Annotated in this window: 17 protein-coding genes and 1 pseudogene; 4 read left to right on the top strand and 14 right to left on the bottom strand. The window is 53.5% G+C overall.

Features of this window, described 5'->3' with window-relative positions; translation table 11 throughout:
* Window positions 1-15: 15 nt before the first annotated feature.
* From lpdA to KNP77_RS12150, 5 genes are all read right to left on the bottom strand, one after another.
* Window positions 16-1,425 carry a dihydrolipoyl dehydrogenase gene (gene lpdA / locus KNP77_RS12170; protein WP_131463716.1) on the bottom strand — a complete coding sequence of 470 codons (1,410 nt, stop codon included), beginning with the start codon at window positions 1,423-1,425 and terminating at the stop codon, window positions 16-18.
* Complete coding sequence (gene buk, locus KNP77_RS12165; protein ID WP_131490370.1) at window positions 1,409-2,500, bottom strand: butyrate kinase; 1,092 nt, start codon at window positions 2,498-2,500, stop codon at window positions 1,409-1,411. Before buk ends, lpdA begins: the two co-directional genes overlap by 17 nt.
* A gap of 1 nt (window position 2,501) precedes the next feature.
* On the bottom strand, window positions 2,502-3,623 hold the full coding sequence (locus KNP77_RS12160) for a Glu/Leu/Phe/Val family dehydrogenase (RefSeq protein ID WP_131463720.1): 1,122 nt from the start codon (window positions 3,621-3,623) through the stop codon (window positions 2,502-2,504).
* Window positions 3,624-3,647: 24 nt separating this feature from the next.
* Entirely contained in the window at window positions 3,648-4,544 is an 897-nt protein-coding gene (yqiS, locus tag KNP77_RS12155; protein ID WP_131463722.1) for a phosphate butyryltransferase, read from the bottom strand.
* Between the two features lie 122 nt (window positions 4,545-4,666).
* Window positions 4,667-6,304, bottom strand: a complete 1,638-nt coding sequence (locus KNP77_RS12150) for a sigma 54-interacting transcriptional regulator (protein WP_214891014.1) — start codon at window positions 6,302-6,304, stop codon at window positions 4,667-4,669.
* A 132-nt stretch (window positions 6,305-6,436) separates the two neighbouring features.
* On the opposite strand from KNP77_RS12150, the gene KNP77_RS12145 reads away from it, so the two are divergent.
* The 4 genes and pseudogenes from KNP77_RS12145 to KNP77_RS12130 all read left to right on the top strand — a co-directional run bounded on the left by KNP77_RS12145 (window position 6,437) and on the right by KNP77_RS12130 (window position 8,974).
* On the top strand, window positions 6,437-6,685 hold the full coding sequence (locus KNP77_RS12145) for a DUF2627 domain-containing protein (protein ID WP_016510497.1): 249 nt from the start codon (window positions 6,437-6,439) through the stop codon (window positions 6,683-6,685).
* 568 nt (window positions 6,686-7,253) lie between these two features.
* Window positions 7,254-7,604 (top strand): annotated as a pseudogene (locus KNP77_RS12140) (IS1595 family transposase); the annotation flags it as partial.
* Between the two features lie 30 nt (window positions 7,605-7,634).
* Window positions 7,635-7,877 (top strand): hypothetical protein, encoded by a 243-nt coding sequence (locus tag KNP77_RS12135; protein WP_214891011.1) that lies wholly within the window; start codon window positions 7,635-7,637, stop codon window positions 7,875-7,877.
* A gap of 176 nt (window positions 7,878-8,053) precedes the next feature.
* Window positions 8,054-8,974, top strand: a complete 921-nt coding sequence (locus KNP77_RS12130) for an IS30 family transposase (RefSeq protein ID WP_214891009.1) — start codon at window positions 8,054-8,056, stop codon at window positions 8,972-8,974.
* An 84-nt stretch (window positions 8,975-9,058) separates the two neighbouring features.
* Here KNP77_RS12130 and spo0A read toward each other — a convergent pair whose 3' ends face one another.
* The 9 genes from spo0A to folD all read right to left on the bottom strand — a co-directional run bounded on the left by spo0A (window position 9,059) and on the right by folD (window position 18,194).
* Complete coding sequence (spo0A, locus tag KNP77_RS12125; protein ID WP_016510942.1) at window positions 9,059-9,790, bottom strand: sporulation transcription factor Spo0A; 732 nt, start codon at window positions 9,788-9,790, stop codon at window positions 9,059-9,061.
* On the bottom strand, window positions 9,791-11,488 hold the full coding sequence (gene recN, locus KNP77_RS12120) for a DNA repair protein RecN (RefSeq protein ID WP_070327062.1): 1,698 nt from the start codon (window positions 11,486-11,488) through the stop codon (window positions 9,791-9,793).
* 13 nt (window positions 11,489-11,501) lie between these two features.
* Window positions 11,502-11,951, bottom strand: a complete 450-nt coding sequence (ahrC, locus tag KNP77_RS12115) for a transcriptional regulator AhrC/ArgR (protein ID WP_016510386.1) — start codon at window positions 11,949-11,951, stop codon at window positions 11,502-11,504.
* Between the two features lie 148 nt (window positions 11,952-12,099).
* Window positions 12,100-12,921: a TlyA family RNA methyltransferase gene (locus KNP77_RS12110; RefSeq protein WP_214891007.1), complete on the bottom strand. Its 822-nt coding sequence runs from the start codon at window positions 12,919-12,921 to the stop codon at window positions 12,100-12,102.
* A gap of 6 nt (window positions 12,922-12,927) precedes the next feature.
* A complete protein-coding gene (dxs, locus tag KNP77_RS12105) occupies window positions 12,928-14,820 on the bottom strand; it encodes a 1-deoxy-D-xylulose-5-phosphate synthase (protein ID WP_070327906.1) in 1,893 nt (630 codons plus the stop codon).
* Window positions 14,821-14,944: 124 nt separating this feature from the next.
* Window positions 14,945-15,820 carry a polyprenyl synthetase family protein gene (locus KNP77_RS12100; RefSeq protein ID WP_070327060.1) on the bottom strand — a complete coding sequence of 292 codons (876 nt, stop codon included), beginning with the start codon at window positions 15,818-15,820 and terminating at the stop codon, window positions 14,945-14,947.
* Window positions 15,817-16,047, bottom strand: coding sequence for an exodeoxyribonuclease VII small subunit (xseB, locus tag KNP77_RS12095; protein ID WP_016510387.1), 231 nt, complete (start codon window positions 16,045-16,047; stop codon window positions 15,817-15,819). The genes KNP77_RS12100 and xseB overlap by 4 nt, the downstream gene beginning before the upstream one ends.
* Complete coding sequence (xseA, locus tag KNP77_RS12090) at window positions 16,016-17,365, bottom strand: exodeoxyribonuclease VII large subunit (RefSeq protein WP_214891005.1); 1,350 nt, start codon at window positions 17,363-17,365, stop codon at window positions 16,016-16,018. Before xseA ends, xseB begins: the two co-directional genes overlap by 32 nt.
* Window positions 17,358-18,194, bottom strand: a complete 837-nt coding sequence (gene folD / locus KNP77_RS12085; protein WP_214891003.1) for a bifunctional methylenetetrahydrofolate dehydrogenase/methenyltetrahydrofolate cyclohydrolase FolD — start codon at window positions 18,192-18,194, stop codon at window positions 17,358-17,360. The genes xseA and folD overlap by 8 nt, the downstream gene beginning before the upstream one ends.
* Window positions 18,195-18,198 lie beyond the last annotated feature (4 nt).

Raw genomic sequence — 18,198 nt, 5'->3', positions numbered from 1 at the left:
TTTCCTGTTTCCTCCTTAGGCGTGAATCGGTAACCCGTCCACGGCGAGCGCCGCTTCTTGGAATGCTTCGCTCAGTGCCGGGTGCGGGTGGACGAGCTGACCCATCTCCCAAGCCGTCGCGTTCAAGACGAGGGCGAGCCCGCCTTCCGTGATCAGTTCTGTCGCTTTCGGTCCGACGATGTGGACTCCGAGCAGGTCGTCAGTGTCCGAGTCTGAGATCAGCTTGACGAATCCGTCGGCTTGTCCTTCGATCCGGGCTTTTCCGAGACCGTTGAAACGGTACGTCCCCGTCTTGACAACGTGTCCCGCTGCTTTTGCCGCCTCTTCGGTCAATCCGACCGATGCGACTTCGGGTACACCGTACACACAGCGCGGGATGACGTTGTAGTCGAGCGGTGTCGGTTCTTGACCGAGAATCGCTTCGACCGCTTTGACACCTTCAGCTGACGCGACGTGGGCGAGCTGGAGTTTACCGATGCAGTCACCGATCGCAAAGATGTGACGTTCTTTCGTCCGATATTGCGAGTCGACTTGAATGACGCCGTTCTCGACGATGATCGACGTGTTCTGCAGCCCGAGGTCTTCCGTATTCGCGATCCGACCGATCGAGACGAGCACACAGTCGACCGTAAGTTGTTCGTCACCGACCGCGAGCGCGACATCGTCCGCTGACACGGTCGTCCGTTCCGGGTCGACCGTCACATTTTTCTTCACACGCACGCCGCGCTTCTTGAGCAGTCGCTCGACTTCTCGCGAGACGGCCTTGTCTTCGAGCGGTAACAGACGTTCGCCGACCTCGATCAGCGTCACGTCGACATCGAGGTCGATCAGCATCGACGCCCATTCGACGCCGATGACGCCGCCTCCGATGATGGCGATGGACGTCGGCAACTGCTCGAACCGAAGCAAGTCGTCTGAATTGAGGATGCGCTCATGATCGAACGGCAACCCTGGGAGCTCCCGGGGGATCGATCCCGTCGCGATGATCAACTGGTTCGGCAACAACAGCTCCGACTCGCCGGTTTCATCCTCGACCGCGACCGTTCCCGGTTGGGGCGAGAAGATGCTCGGTCCCAAGATCGAGGCTTTGCCGCGGAACACTTCGATTTTCCCTTGCTTCATCAAGTGCTCGATGCCTTTCTCAAGGCCGGAGACGAGCTCTCGTTTGAACGTTTGTGCCCGTCCCATGTTGAACGTGACCGTCCCGACTTCTACGCCATACGTTTCGCCATGTTTCGCCGTTTGATAGACGTGCGCTGCCTTCAAGAGCGCTTTTGTCGGGATGCAACCTTTATGTAGACATGTCCCGCCTAGTTTTTCCGCCTCGACGATCGCGACGTGCTTACCGGCCTGCGCCGCTTTGATCGCGGCGACGTAACCACCAGGTCCGCCGCCGATGACGATGACATCAAATTCTCGTGCCATGTGTATCCCCCTCATATGCTTTTACAGCTTCTTCCTGCCGGATGATCCGAAGGGCCCCTTCCGTGAGCGCCTTCAATTCATCCTCACCCGGATAGACGTGGACGGGTGCCAAGTAGCCGACCCGGTCTTTGATCTTCCCGGTCAGCCAATCCGAGTAGGCGATCCCGCCCGTCAAGATGATGGCATCGACGTTCCCGGACAGCGTGGCCCCGTGCTTGGAGATCTCTTGGGCGACTCGGTACGCCATCGTCTCATAGAGAAGTGCGGCCTTATCGTCACCTGCCGTCATCCGGTCTTCGATTTCGATGGCGTCGACCGTTCCGAGGTGCGCATACAGTCCACCACGACCGACGATTTTCTGTTTCATATCGTTTTTATTATACCTGGTACTATAACATAGTTCTACTACCTGTCCAACAGGAATCGAGCCGGCTCGTTCCGGTGCGAGCGGACCGTCCCCGTCGAGTCCATTGTTCACATCGATGACGTTCCCGGACGCGTGCGCCCCGACCGTGATGCCGCCCCCGAGATGCGCGATAATCAAGTTGAGCTCATTGTAATCGCTTCCATTTTCTGCGGCAAAGCGCTTGCCCACGGCTTTTTGATTCAAGGCGTGGAAGATGCTCCGTCGATTGATTTCTGGCATGCCCGTCGCTCGAGCGAGGTCATGCATCTCGTCGACGACTACCGGGTCGACGATAAAATTCGGTACTTGAAATAATTCACCGAGCTTATGGGCGATCAAGCCGCCCAAGTTGGATGCGTGCACGCCGTAGCGCCCGCTCGTGAGATCTTCGCGCATGAGTTCATTGACAACATATGTCCCCGAAGTCATTGGGGCGAGCAGTCCGCCGCGACCGACGATCGCCGACAACGATTCGCCGGCGATGCCTGATTCAATTAACAAGTCCCGTACTTCTCGCTCCCGGTGAGGCAATTGTTCCGGGAGTGACAATCCTGTGACATCTTCTCCGTGGCGGACCGTTTTCGACAAAATTTCGTCTGAGCCCTCAAATAAACCGACTTTCGTTGACGTCGATCCCGGGTTGATCGCTAGAACGAGTTGTCTCGTCATGTTAGCGCCCACCTAACAGGCTCTTTTCGACTTTCAAGAACTGGCTGCGCGAACGCGACATCATCTCGATGCGCTCTTCGGCCATCTTCTCTGCCGCGACGTGAGTCGGCACCCCGTCCCGTTCAGCGATTTCGAACACACGCTGCATGTTGTCATAAATCAAGTCGACTTTCTTCATGGCCCGCTCGCGGTTGTACCCTTCGAGCTCATCGGCCACGTTGATGACACCGCCGGCATTGATGACGAAGTCTGGTGCGTACAAGATGCCTCGCTCCTCTAACACGTCGCCGTGACGGTCTTCAGCGAGTTGGTTGTTGGCCGCACCGGCCACGATTTGAGCTTTCAGTTGCGGGATCGTCGCATCGTTGATGACCGCACCGAGCGCACATGGCGCGAAGATGTCACACTCGACCGCATAAATCTCATCCGGTTTGACGACTGTCGCCCCAAAGTCCGTCTCGGCACGTTTGAGTGCGTCTTCGTTAATGTCCGTGACGATCAGATGCGCGCCTTCCTCATGCAAGTGGCGGCACAAATTATAGGCGACGTTCCCGACACCTTGGACGGCGACCGTCTTGCCGGCGAGCGAGTCGGAACCGAACTTCCACTTCGCGGCCGCCTTCATGCCGCGATAGACACCGTACGCAGTAACAGGAGACGGGTTGCCGCTCGAGCCGAACGCTGGGCTGACGCCCGTCACGTAGTCGGTCTCCATATGGATGAAGTCCATATCGGCGACGGTCGTGTTGACGTCTTCAGCCGTGATGTAGCGGCCGCTGAGCGACTGGACGTAGCGGCCAAAGGCACGGAACAATGCTTCCGATTTGTCCGTCTTCGCGTTCCCGATGATGACGGCTTTCCCGCCGCCGAGGTTGAGTCCCGCCGCCGCATTCTTGTACGTCATCCCTTTGGCGAGACGTAGCACGTCTGTAAGCGCCTCTTCTTCTGATGTATAATTCCACATCCGCAGTCCGCCGAGGGCTGGTCCGAGCGTCGTATCATGAATCGCGATGATCGCTTTCAAGCCTGATGCTTGATCTTGGCAAAATACGATCTGCTCATAGTCTTCAGCCTGCAATACGTCAAAAATTCGAAAGCGTGGTTCCATGTTTGTTTCCATCATTTTTTATTCCTCCTGAGTCATCAGTTATTTTTTAGCGTGCAATAGGGCGAACGCGAGCGAATAAAGTTTCGCCTCGGCCGTATCGGCCCGGCTTGTCAAGACGACGGGGGCACTGGCCCCGACGACGATCGCCGCGACGCTGGCCCCGGCGAAGTACATGATCGATTTATAAAGGACGTTGCCGACCTCTATGTATGGAACGAGCAATAAGTCGGCTTGTCCGGCCACTTCACTAGCGATTCCTTTTTGTTTGGCGGCAATCATGTCGACGGCGTTGTCGAGTGCGAGCGGTCCGTCGACGACGCAACCCTTGATTTGACCACGCCGGTTCATCTGGGCAAGGAGTGCGGCGTCCATCGTCGCGGTCATTTGCGGATTGACCACTTCAACTGCCGCGATTGCAGCGACACGCGGCAACTCGTAACCGATGTCTCGCATCGCGCCGACCGCGTTATGAATGATATCGACTTTTTCTTCGAGCGTCGGAGCGATATGGATCGCCGCGTCGGTCACACCGATCAACCGCTCCCGATTTGGAATTTGGAACAAGGCGACGTGGCTTAGCGTCCGGCTCGTCCTGAGTCCCGACTCCCGGCTGAGCACCGCCTTCATGAAGACCGAGGTCGACACCATTCCTTTCATGAGAACATCAGCCTCGCCGTTGCGAACCGCAAGTGTCGCTCGTTTGGCGATATCGACTTCTCCCTTGACGTGCAAAATATCGATCGTCGACTCGGCAATGTCATGTTCATCACACAAGCGTTTAATCTCCCGGGCGTCACCGAATAGGATAAATCGTGACAATCCATGGTCGGTCGCAAGCTTGACGGCGCGGATCACTTCCACGTCGGCCGCCCCGGCAATCGACACGGTGCATCCATCTAACCGTTTTGCCCGTTCGAGCATCCTGTCAAAGTTCATCGTTGTCCCCCCTAACCTGTCTACACTTTATATTATGCAAGTTTGTTTCCATTTTTGAAAGCGCTTTAAACAAAGGGCCACCCTGCAATATATTACATAGTAAGCAAAATTATGCATGCATATTACTGCAGACGTTCAAGTTTATTATACAGCGTCCGGATCGAGATGTGTAACCGCCGCGCTGCTTCTGATTTGTTCCCGTCCGCTTCAGCGATCGCCCGGTCGATCAAATCTCGTTCATAGCGAGCGACGGCGTCTTGAAGCGATACGGCTTCGACTGATCGCGCCGTGACGGTCCGTGTCGATAGTTGAAGGTGATGGGGAGCGATCCATTGCTCAGAACTTGCCATATAAATCATCGCCCGGCCAATCACATTCTCAAGCTCACGGACGTTCCCTTTCCAGTATTGACTCTTTAATAGTTCAATCGCAGCTTGATCGACCCCGTGGACGAGTCGACCGTACTCTTGATTCAGTTTACGGATGATCCGCTCGCAAAGCGGCTCGATCTCTTCAAGCCGGTCACGGAGCGGCGGGATGTGGATTGGCATCCGGTTGATCCGATAATATAAATCCTCACGAAACGTCCCGTCCGCCACTTTCTGTTCTAAGTTCGCGTTCGTCGCCGCGATGATCCGGACATCGACCGGGATCGCGTTCGTGCCCCCGACTCGAACGACTTCATGTTCTTGGAGGACACGGAGCAGCTTGACTTGAACGTCGACCGGGAGTTCGCCAATCTCGTCTAAAAACAAAGATCCGCCGTCCGCCTCCTCGAAATAGCCAACTTTCCCGCCGCGCCTTGCCCCGCTGAACGCACCATCCTCATACCCGAACAGTTCGCTCTCTAACAGCGTCGGCGAGATGGCTGCACAATTGACCCGGACAAACTTTTTAAACTTCCGCGGCGATTCGCCGTGGATGGCGTGGGCGAACAGTTCTTTGCCGGTGCCGGACTCGCCGCGTATGAGCACGGTGACCGGCGTGAGTGCCGCTAGGCGGGCTTGTTCGATGACGAAGCGCATCGCTTCGCTCGTCGCAATGATATCTGTAAATTGATATTTCGCCTCCAAGTTGCGAATCCGCGTCTTCGCTTCCTTCAACTCATCACGCAACGCCCGAATTTGGGACACGTCGCGAATGACACCGACGGAACCGCGCAGCTTCCCTTCGACCACAATCGGTTCGGCGTTGACGAGGATGTCTCGGCGCGTCGCCCCGATCTGCATCCGAATATCACGTACGCCTTGACCGGTCGATAAAACTTTCAAGTGCACGCTCTCCTGCATTCCAATGTCGGCCGTCGCCGGTTTATCAACGACATCTTCTTTTTTAAATCCGGTCAAGCGGGTATAGGACGGATTGATTAAAATCGTATTCCCGTTATGGTCGGCGACCGAGATCGCCTCGCTCGTACAGTCGATGATCGCTTCGAGCATCTGTTGGTTCTGCTTCAGCCGCTCGACGACGATCCGGATAAACTCGCCTGGCAGCACGACCGCCTCCGAAAAATGGTCCTTCAGTTCAACGAACGTCTCGCTCTGTCCGGTCGTCTCGATCACAAAGTCGACTTTTTTGTCGGCACACGCGCGCCAATCGTTCGAAGTCTGGATGCCCCAACTCCGTGCAAGCTTCAATCCCTCTGCCGCTATGTCCGAGTCGATGACGGCAGCGACGGTGACGAGTGGGGAATCAAGGAGCATCTTGAGCACCTCGGTCCCGCCTTTCCCCGCTCCGACAATCAACAATCGTTTATTCATTTTTAAAATCCCCCATTTTCCTAATCTATATTCATGCTACTCAACCGCCTTCCTTTTCGCAACTCTTCGAAAAAGGCAGTGTCTCCGCTCTCGTTTTCTGTTAAAATAATGAGTGGAAAAGGAGGAGATACTATGCGTGTGATCGCGCTTCTGATCCTAATCATCCCAGGCCTATTCGGCGTTTACGGCATCAAGCTTTTACGTGACAGCTTCTTTTTAAAAACGAGTGCCCCATTCACATGGATCGAGTCGGTTGCTGCAGCATCGATGTTGCAAGGAACGTTCGGTCTGTTACTGGCAATGGGCGGTATCGGTTTCGTTGCAGGGTATATCTTTAATCGCGACAAGAAGACAGGAAAAGTCCCACGAATAGATTCTTGAACACACAAAAAAAAGGTTCCCTAACTTGACTTCATTTCAAGTGCGGAACCTTTTTATTCATATTGAATTGTGATCACTACGGATGATCTCCTTTCAGACTTGCTATACTGCTTTGACATGAGATCCAATGGTCTTCTTAATGAAGAAGTTTGAAAGAAATTAGTAACTGCCGTCTTGCGTGAACGGAAACGTACTCATTCGAGTTACTAACAAATATTCATCGGGTCATGTCCAACCATCCATTGTGAAGTCGAACGCTTGCCATGAGATGTTCAACGATTGACAACACTCCTTTTGGTCAACTGAACGATTCGTTTTACCCTGACATGGGTCCCTAGCTTCGAACCGATGTCGGAATCGTCTCGCAAATGAGCGAATGTCGCGACCTCTCGTCGGAACAATAACGATTTGAGATGTCGTTCGCACCTCTGAGCTATTAACGGATAGCGAGCCGAGATGATTTCTTGCTCTAACCTGTTCCGGAACATGTTAGAAAGCGTTCATCTGACGCTCGTCCAAGTAACTTGGTACACCTTTATTATAACAAGAATCATCAAAAATGCAAGCGCTTTCTTTTAAGAACGTATTATGCACGGATTCTTGGCGTGCTTTTAAAACATATGCTGCTAAAAAAGGGATGGCTATTTACCAATTCAAATCTGATGGAAAGGTTCGTACGAAGGGGCTTTATCACATACAAAACGTCAATAATTACCACCGTAGGCTAAAAGGGTGGATACAACGGTTTAATGGCGTTGCGACCAAGTATTTGAACAATTACCTTGCTTGGTTTCAATTACTAGAAAGTATTCATCACCAACGAAAGGAAGTCACGATGAATGACTTCATAATAAAAGGGAATTTTATTCCAAATAAGGAAGCCTATGATACACTTGGGTTATCTAAATTCACGAAATAATTATATTTCTTTATTGGAAGGTTGTGACATATGAAACGTAAAGATAACAGTAAACGAACTATTATTCAATGGATTGCATTTGCGATAGTAATACTAGGTCAAGTTATAAGACTAGTGTTGGAGATATCAGGTTTAGCTCAGAACTTATCTTTAAGCACACTTAATGCTATACCCTTGACAGGTTTTGCGATAGGTATTATTTTGATTTTGGTTTCCTTTTTATTTCCCAATAAGAAAAAAAGGATGGTATATAGAATCTCAACAAAAGAGTGAATTGATAAGGACAATAGAAACAACCAAAGGGACTTCTATATTGATCGGAAGTCCTTTTTTATATGATGAATTATAAAATTAAGTGCAACACCCCAAAGTGAACACAAAAAAGCCCATAGCGACGGCCTCGTGTAGAATGAAGTCACCACAACACACATTCAGACGGAGGAATCGCTATGAGCTACACCCATCTTACCACACCCGAACGCGTGAAAATAGAGACCTATCTGGAGCTCGGGATGTCCATCCGGTCCATCGCGAGACGGCTCGGGCGACAGCCCTCGACCGTCTCGCGGGAGATCAGACGCAATCCTGGCTACGAGGCCGAACGTGCACAGAGACGCTACGTGAAGGCGAAAGCCAACTGCGGCGCCAAGACGAAACTCGACGACATGATGCGTCTGACGATCATCGAGAAACTGCGTGCGACCTGGTCCCCAGAACAGATCACGGGACGCCTTTTTGACGGGAAGATCGCCTTCTCGACCATCTATCGCTGGATCTATTCAGGACGGATCGACGTGCCGGCAACCGCGCTCCGCCAGAAGAGCAAGCGCCGAAAACCCGTGGAGACACGCGGGCGCATCAACGTCGGGCTGACCATCTCGGACCGGCCGCGCGAGGTGCGCACACGCGAGACGTTCGGGCACTGGGAGCTCGACACGGTCGTCTCCGGACGTGGGAAGTCGAAGGCCTGCGTCGCGACGTTCGTCGAGCGCAAGACCCGCTTCTATCTCGCCCTGCCGATCGCGGACCGCAGCGCGGCCTCGATGGAGGAGGCGATCCACACGGTCCACGGTGCCTTCCCTGGGGGCTCGTTCAAGACGGCGACGACGGACCGGGGCAAGGAGTTCAGCTGTCACGAGCGCGTCCGGGCGTCGCTAGGCGTGCCGCTGTATTTCGCCGACCCGTACTCGTCGTGGCAGCGCGGCAGCAACGAGAACTCCAACGGCCTCCTGCGCGAGTTCTTCCCGAAAGGATCGGACTTCGCGACGGTCGGCCAGGGAGAGATCGTAGACGCGCTCGCCAAGATCAACGGCCGCCCACGGAAGTGCCTGGGCTGGAAGACCGCACACGAGGCCTTCCGCTTAATTTGACAAACCGTCATATAGTAAAAACAACATTAACCTTTAACAGAGCCCATAAAAAAGAAAAGAAATCAGGGGATTCCCCTGACTCCTTCACTGTTGTTTGAACGATTGGTACGTTACGAAATACGAAATAAATTCTGAGTTTTTCGGGCTGCGCTCTCGCTCTGGACGACCGTCAAACATCTCGTGATCCCGCATCCCGTTTTCCCAAGCCGTCTTAATCGCGTGACGCATCGCCCGCTCGACCCGAGACGACGTCGTCTCATGTTCTTTGGCGATCATCGGATACAATTCCTTTGTGATCAACCCTAAAAGTTCTTGCCGCTCCCTCACATAGACGACCGCTTGGCGGATATACTTAAATCCTTTAATCCGCGGCGAGATGCCGAGCTGTTGCAACAAGAGCGAGATATCGAGTTCTTCTGGCGACATCGGCTCGAACTCGCGGCTTGAACCCGCAGCCAGCTCGCGGATTTTAGAGATCAGTTGTTGAATGTTGAACGGTTTGACCAAGAAATAAGAAGCACCCAGTTGAACGGCTTGTTTCGTGACTTCATCTTTCCCGAAAGCGCTGAGCATGATCACTTCCGGCTTCGTGTTTGGAAAGTCTACTTGAAGCCGTTCTAGCACACCGATCCCGTCAAGATGCGGCATGATGATATCTAGCAGTAGCACATCCGGCTGGTGTGTCTTGACGACGTCTAAGCATGCTTCGCCGTCGAAAGCGGTCCCTACGACTTTCAAGTCGGACTCGGACTCAAGTTGTCGAGTCAACAAGTCGACGATTTCACGATTGTCGTCCGCAATGCATAATGTAATCAATTAAGACACTCCTTCGATAAACTTCCGTTTTAATTGGAGGGACATATCAAGCAGCTCCTCCACATGCTGTTTCGTCAAATCGGTCATTTGCGCACCGGCAATCATTCTTCCGAGTTCATCGATGCGGTCCTCATGGCTAAGCGCGGCGACGTTTGTCTTCGTCCGTTCGTCCGTCTCGGTCTTTGTAATATACAAGTGATGATCCGCCATGGCGGCCACTTGGGCCAAATGCGTGATACAAAGCACTTGTGAACCGACCGACAAGCGGAAAATCTTCTCCCCCATCGCTTGGGCAACCCGTCCCGAGACACCCGTATCGACTTCGTCAAAGATAATTGACGCGACACCGACCGTCCTTGAGAAAATCGATTTTAACGCGAGCATGACCCGTGACAGCTCTCCGCCTGAGGCGACTTTCGCTAGCGGCTTGAACGGCTCTCCGACGTTCGTCATCATATAGAATTCGACTTGATCGAGCCCGTCCGCCTTGCACGACACTTCTTTGAATCGGACCTCAAACTTCGTCTTCTCCATATAGAGCTCTTTCAACTCACGCTGAATTGCCTTCTCAAGCTCGCCGGCTGCTCGTTTCCTTGCTGCCGACAACTCGAGGCCGGCCGAACGCATCAAATGTTCGAGCCTGTCGAGACGATCTGTTATTTCTTGAAGATGTTCTTCCCGATTTGTCATCGTTTTTAACTCTTCTGTGATTTTTTCTCCGTACGTGATGACGTCGTCAATCGTCGCCCCGTATTTCCGTTTCAATTGTTGGAACAACGCGAGGCGCGTTTCAATCTCATCGAGCCGGATCGGATCAAATTCAAGCGAATCGAGTTGGTCGCGCAATTGGAACTTGGCGTCTTCAAGCAGGAAGTATGCGTTCGAGATCATCTCGGCCATCGGCGCAAGTGATGCCGTGAGCGCCGAACCTTCTTCCATCTCCCGCATCGCGATGCCGATTTGATCAATCCCTTTCCCCTCGTCCGCAACGGCGTCGTAGGACAAGCGGACGTGCTGATGAATCCGTTCAAAGTTTGCAAGTTCGTTCCGTTCTTCAGTCAACGCCTGCTCTTCCCCGACTTTGAGCTCGGCCGCGTCGATTTCATTCGTTTGAAACGATAATAAGTCCATTCGTTGGGCCAATTCCTGCTCGCTCTGACTGAGTCGTTTCAGTTCATCAGCGACACGTTTCCAATCGGTGTACGTCTCGTGATAACGCGCTAACAACGGGGCCAGATCCGTTTCGCCGAAACTGTCCAATATGCCGAGATGATGCTCGGCATCCATCAAATGTTGGTGCTCGTGTTGTCCATGAATATCGACCAAGAGACGTCCCAACTCACGCAACGTCGACAGCGGCATCATTTTGCCGTTGACACGACACACACTCTTACCGCTACTATGTAAATCACGGCGCAAAATGACGGTCCCTTCCTCGATCTCGATTCCGTACTGCGTCGCCGCCTCGATGATCAAGTGATCGGGTTCGACTACGAACAGCCCTTCGATTTCCGCTTTATCTTGACCGTAACGCACGAATTCACTCGAACCTCGTCCTCCGACGAGCAGTCCGATCGCATCCAAGAGAATTGATTTTCCCGCCCCGGTCTCTCCGGTCAATACGGTCATCCCGCGCTTGAACGTGACGTTCAATTCATCGATGATCGCAAATTGTTTGATCGATAGTTCTGCTAACATCTGATAATTCACCTCATAACATTCCGAGTAGTCGTTCGATGATCTGCTTCGCCTGGTCCTCATCCCGTGCAATCATCAAGATCGTATCATCCCCGCACACTGTCCCGATCAATTCATCCCATGACAAGTGGTCAATCAAGACGCCGATCGCGTCCGCATTACCGGGCAACACTTTCATGACGACCAAGTTTTGGGCCGAGTCGACTGAGACGAAGCTGTCTCCGAGTATCCGTTTCATCTTGCCATACGGGTTGAAGCGCTGGTCGGCCGGCAGACTATACTTATAGCGGCCGTCGTTGAGCGGCACCTTGACGAGATGAAGTTCTTTAATGTCACGCGACACTGTCGCCTGCGTCACTGGGTAACCAGACCGATGGAGTTCGTCCACGAGTTCATCTTGGGTCTCAATTTCACGATTCGTAACGATTTCTCGAATTTTAATCAATCGTTGTCCTTTGTTCATACGCCCTGACACCTCATTTTTCGTTTCACATATACAGTATCATTCTAAAGTATTGACGAAAAAAGGTCTACCATTCCAAGGTTGAAAAGGAAAGATATGGTGAGCAACCACCTTTAAAAACAGCTGCAGACAAATCGTCTGCAGCTGTTCATACGGTTTTCTTCAGTTGAGTATGTGCCTTGTCGATGACCGCTGACACGTCGAGAGCTGGTTCGACCCCACCGATCCCCGTGTAACGGGCGAACAGCAAGAATTCGATATTGCCGTCACCGCCAGTGATCGGCGAGAAGTCGAGCCCTTCGACCCAGAACCCTTCAGATGCGAAGTAGCGGACCATCTCATTGACGACGCGTTCATGAATCGACCGGTCCCGAACGACGCCTTTTTTTCCGACATCCGCTTTACCGGCCTCAAATTGAGGCTTGATGAGCGCCATGACGACACCGTCCGGTTTTAAAATTTGTTTTAACGGCGGAATCATCAGCCGAAGCGAGATGAACGAGACGTCAATCGTCGCAAAGTCGGGTTGAATCGGGAACTGCTCGTTCGTTGCGTGCCGAAAGTTCATCCGTTCCATGACGACGACACGTTCGTCGCTCCGAAGCTTCCAAGCCAACTGATTGTAACCGACGTCGACCGCATACATTTGCGTCGCCCCGTTTTGAAGGGCACAGTCGGTAAAACCACCCGTCGACGAGCCGATATCGATCCCGATACACCCGGAGACGTCGAGCGGGAACACTTGGAGTGCTTTTTCAAGCTTTAGCCCGCCACGGCCGACGTAAGGCATCGTCTGCCCTTTGACTTCGAGCGGGATGTCGTCAAACACTTTATCGCCGGCTTTATCGAGCCGCTCCGTCCCGCTGTATACGATTCCGGCCATGACGGCCCGTTTCGCTTTCTCTCTCGTCTCCGCTAATCCGCGATCGACGAGCAATACATCTAATCTTGTTTTATTTCGTTTTTCCATAATTCCTCACACATTCTGTCGATTTGTCATTTGAATGAACTGCTCTACCGATTCCGCAATTTGAGACGGTCTGAGCCCGATCTCTTCTAGCAGTTGATTGACCGCGCCATGTTCAATATAACGGTCCGGAATCCCTAGACGAAGGACGCGCGGGAACTGTCTCGCATCACTCGCATGCTCGAGCACACTGCTTCCGAACCCTCCGGCAAGAACGGCCTCTTCGAGCGTGACGAGCGGGATTCCTTCCTCATAGAGCGCGGTAAGCATCGCATCGTCGAGCGGTTTGATCGTACGGCAGTTGATGACCCGTACGCTCCGTTGTCCTTCGAGGAGCGTTCTCACTTCTAGCGCATCTTGCACTTGCGGCCCGAACGTCAAGATGGCCACGTCCGTCCCGTCAGCCACGACTTCCCACTCATCGAGCGGAAGTTCACGCAACGTCTCACTCATCGGGGTACCGATGCCTTCTCCACGCGGGAACCGCACAGCGATCGGTCCATCATCGTATTTTAACGCCGTGTAGACGAGATGTTGCAATTCTTCCTCATCTTTCGCCATCAAAATCCGAATGTTTGGCACATGGCGCATGAAGGCGATATCGAACACGCCTTGGTGCGTCTCTCCGTCGGCGCCGACAAGGCCCGACCGGTCAATCGTGAAGACGACGTTCAAGTTTTGGCGGCAAATATCGTGCACGAGCTGATCATAGGCGCGCTGGAAGAACGTCGAATAGATTGAAACGACCGGTTTGAGACCTTGTGTCGCTTGACCTCCGGCGAGCGTGACCGCATGTTGCTCGGCGATGCCGACGTCAAACATGCGTTCCGGGAATTGCTTGTTGAAACAGTCCAGTTTCGAACCGACGCTCATCGCTGGCGTGATCAACGTCACACGCTCATCCGTCTCCGCGACTTTCGTGATCGTTTCGGCAACGACTTTTGAATAACTCGGTCCTTTGACTTTCCCTTTAATGACTTCACCAGATTCAATCTTGTACGGTCCGAGACCGTGCCACGTCCCGATGCCGTCTAGTTCGGCCGGGCGATAGCCTTTGCCTTTTTTCGTGATGACATGGACGAGTACCGGTCCATCAATTTTTTTCGCATACTCGAGTGTCTCAAGCAAATCTTTCAAATCGTGACCGTCCGTCGGTCCGAAGTAAGTGAAGCCAAGTTCTTCGAAGAACGTACCCGGTATGAGTGCCGACTTCAACATATACTTGACTCGTTCGCCACTGCGTTCGAGCGAACTTCCGACAATCGGGATGTGCTTGATGAGCGCTTCGACTTCCTCGCGGGCATGCTTCAGTTTACGTGACGCCCGCATCCGGCCGAGCATATTATGCATCGCCCCGACGTTTGGTGCGATTGACATTTCATTGTCATTTAAAATGACGATGACGTTTTGTTTCTCGGCCCCGATGTGATTGAGTGCTTCGAGCGCCATTCCGCCCGTGAGAGCACCGTCTCCGATGATAGCGATGGCGCGATCATTCGCTCGCCCTTTTAGCTCGTTGGCGATGGCAATCCCCATTGCCGCCGACAACGAGGTCGAACTGTGCCCCGTCTCCCATACATCGTGCTCGCTCTCACAGCGCTTCGGAAACCCACATAAGCCATTATACTGGCGAAGCGTGTCGAACTGGTTCGTCCGTCCCGTTAAAATTTTGTGGACATAGGCTTGATGCCCCACGTCCCATACGAGTTGATCTTTCGGGCTGTCAAATACACGGTGCAAGGCAAGCGTCAACTCGACAACGCCGAGGTTCGGCCCGAGATGCCCTCCCGTTTCTGCCAATTTTTCAATCAAGAACCGTCTGATGTCTGCGCCAAGCGCTTCGATCTCGGTCACCGACATTTTCTTTAAAAATGACGGGTCTTGAATGGATGTCAGGTCCATGATGACCATCCTTTCTCCTGTCGTATTACTGATTCGTACCTTACATTTTACAAGAATGTGTCCATATATGCTATACATACAGAAAAACAAAGGTGACACGATGTGCTCATCGTGTCACCTAAAGTCAATGATTGCGTTTGACGACAAAGTAAAGTAGCTCATGCAAACGAGGTGAAGCGACCGACAGTTCGGCGAGCGCAGCTTCAGCTTGTGCGACTTCTTGAGCGAGCGCTTGTTTCGCACCGTCAAGACCGAGCAGCTTCGGATACGTCGATTTATCGTTCCCTTCATCCGAACCGACACGCTTCCCGATCAACGCCTCGTCGCCTTCGACGTCTAAAATGTCATCTTGGATTTGGAACGCAACACCGAGATGCGCTCCGAAACGCTTCAATGCCGCTTGGTCGCTTGCGGACGCATCGGCCAAAATTGCTCCTGCTTCGAGCGCATAGACGAGCAGCGCCCCGGTCTTGCGGGCATGAATCGACTGAAGCGTCTCTAACGATACGTGTTGTCGTTTCTCGGCTAGCATATCGTCTAGCTGTCCACCTACCATCCCGGCACTACCGGCCGCCTCGCTGAACCGTGAAATCAAACTCACTAGTTTTTCAGGCGCGGCGTGCGTGCGGGTGATCACTTGAAATGCGTCCGTCAAGAGCGCATCGCCCGCAAGGATCGCGGTCGCTTCATCAAACTGACGATGGTTCGTCGGACGGCCTCTGCGGACATCGTCGTCGTCCATCGCCGGCAAATCGTCATGAATGAGTGAATACGTATGTACCATCTCGAGTGCGACGGCGGCTTCGTGACCGAGTTCAATCGGTCGGCCGTATGTATCGAGGACGGCGTACAGGAGGGCCGGACGAATCCGTTTCCCACCTGCCTCTAATGAATAGGTCATCGCTTCGAACAGTCGCTTCGGCATGGCCGCGTCGTCAACGAGACGACTCATCGCCTGTTCGACCGCACGTTTCCACTCATCGAGCATCAACTGACTCATACGGCGCCTCCTTTGTCACGGAGCGTACCGTCCAGTTCTAAAATTTCGTCCATTTTCTTTTCGGCAGCCGTCAATTTTGACTGACAAAGCGCCGACAGACGAACACCTTCCTCATAGAGCGTCATCGCTTCTTCAAGCGCGACTTCTCCAGTCTCAAGTTTCGCCACGATGTCTTCGAGTCGGGCTAGCGCCGTCTCAAACGTCTGTTCTTCTTGTTTCTTCGCCATAATGTCTCTCCTTCACTTCCGCGACGGCATGACCGTCACGGAAACGGATCGTCACGACTCCGTCATGTAGTTGTTTGACATCTTTCACGTACGTCCCGTCTTGCTCGGTAAGCGTATAGCCTCGGGATAGGACCGCGAGCGGGCTGACCGCATGCAACCTGCCGATCTGCGCGGCAAAGCGTTCGGTCGGCCGTTCGAGCGGCCGAATCCGGTTCAGTCGTCCTTCAAATTGACGGTACCGTTCATCGTTCGTCCGCAACGCCCGGGTTAAATCCCGGACATCGAGCCGCTGCTGCGATTGAGCGAGGCGATGGCGGGCGAACGTCAGTTGTTTGGTGACACCTTGCTCGAGACGGATCTCAGCCTGAGCGAACCGGTCCCGTTTTTGTGAGAGCGTGAACCGCGGCGACTTCAACCCGTAGCTGTTCGCCGCCCGTTCGAGCCGGTCGCGCACAGCAGTCATTTGATTCGTGACGGAACGCTGCAACTGCATCGTCAAACGCTCGACGTCTTTTCGCTGCGCATCGATCGTCGCCGTCGCGAGTTCCGCCGCAGCCGTCGGTGTGGCCGCACGTAAGTCGGCGACGAAATCGGCAAGCGTGAAGTCGGTTTCGTGACCGACGGCCGAGATGACCGGAATCGTCGAGTTGTAAATCGCTTCAACGACGATATCTTCGTTGAACGCCCACAGTTCCTCGATCGAGCCGCCGCCCCGGCCGACGATCAAGACGTCACAGTCCGTCCGTTCGTTCATCCAGCGAATCGCACTCGCCACTTGCGGGGCCGCCAAGTCACCTTGGACGGCAACCGGGGCGAACGTGATGGCCACGTGTGGCGCCCGGCGCCGAAGTGTCGTCGCGATGTCGTGCAAGGCAGCACCTTTGGGAGACGTAATGATCCCGATTCGTTCAGGGAAGGCCGGGAGCGAACGCTTCCGTTCCGCGTCGAACCACCCCTTCGCTTCGAGTTCGCGTTTTCTCGCCTCGTAACGCTCAAACAATAGACCGACACCGTCTTGACGCATCAGTTCAACGTACAGTTGAACGTCACCCGTCGCCTCGTACATCGTCACGCGCGCGACGACGACGACGTTCATCCCGTCTGTCGGTTCGAACGTGAGTGTTCTGGCGTCACGTGAAAACATGACGGCTTTCATACGAGACGTCTCATCTTTCAACGTGAAATAACAATGACCCGAAGCGTAACGTTTAAAGTTCGAGATCTCACCGACGACCGCGATTTGTTGTAAAATCGGATCGTCGTCAAGCTGTCGTTTGACGTAACGGACGACTTCGGACACTTGAATCGGATTAGCCACGCGAAGCGACCTCGACCGTGTTATGCATGAGCATCGTGATCGTCATCGGTCCGACGCCGCCAGGTACAGGCGTGATGGCGCTCGCCACGTCTTTGACACCTTCATAGTCGACATCCCCGACGAGACGATTGTCGACACGGTTGACACCGACGTCGATGACGATCGCACCTGGTTTGACCATGTCGGCCGTGACGAGTCCGGCCCGACCGACCGCGACGATCAAAATATCAGCCTGTCTCGTCATCGCTCCGAGGTCAGCCGTCTTCGAATGACAATACGTGACGGTCGCTGACTCGTTCAAAAACAGCATGCCGACCGGTTTGCCGACGATTTGGCTTCTCCCGACGACGACGACATGCTTCCCGACGAGATCGGTCTGCGTTTTGACAAGATGCAAGATCCCGTGCGGCGTGCACGGCAACAGTGTGTCAAGACCGAGCATCATTTTCCCGACGTTCTCCGGATGGAAGCCATCGACGTCTTTTTCTGGAGAAATCCGCATGATGACGCGGGATTCATCGATATGGTTCGGTAACGGAAGTTGGACGAGAATCCCGTGCACCTCATGATCGTCATTCAATAAATCAATCAGCTTTAGTAACTCTGCCTCGGTCATGTCTTCATCAAATCGAAGTATTTGCGAGTCGATGCCAATCTCTTCGGCCGCCCGCTCTTTCCCGCGAACATAACTGTGGCTCGCCGGGTCATTCCCGATTAAAACGACTTTTAATTTCGGTATGATCCCGCGTGACCGAAGAGCCGTCACCTGTTCTTTCAACGTTTCCCGATACGATGCTGCGATTTGTTTCCCGTCGATCACTACTGCCATCTCT

The sequence above is a fragment of the Exiguobacterium sp. s142 genome, assembly GCF_018618455.1.
GTDB lineage: Bacteria > Bacillota > Bacilli > Exiguobacteriales > Exiguobacteriaceae > Exiguobacterium > Exiguobacterium aurantiacum_A.
Note: the sequence above shows the minus strand (reverse complement) of the source record. Positions and strands in the feature narration are given on the sequence as shown.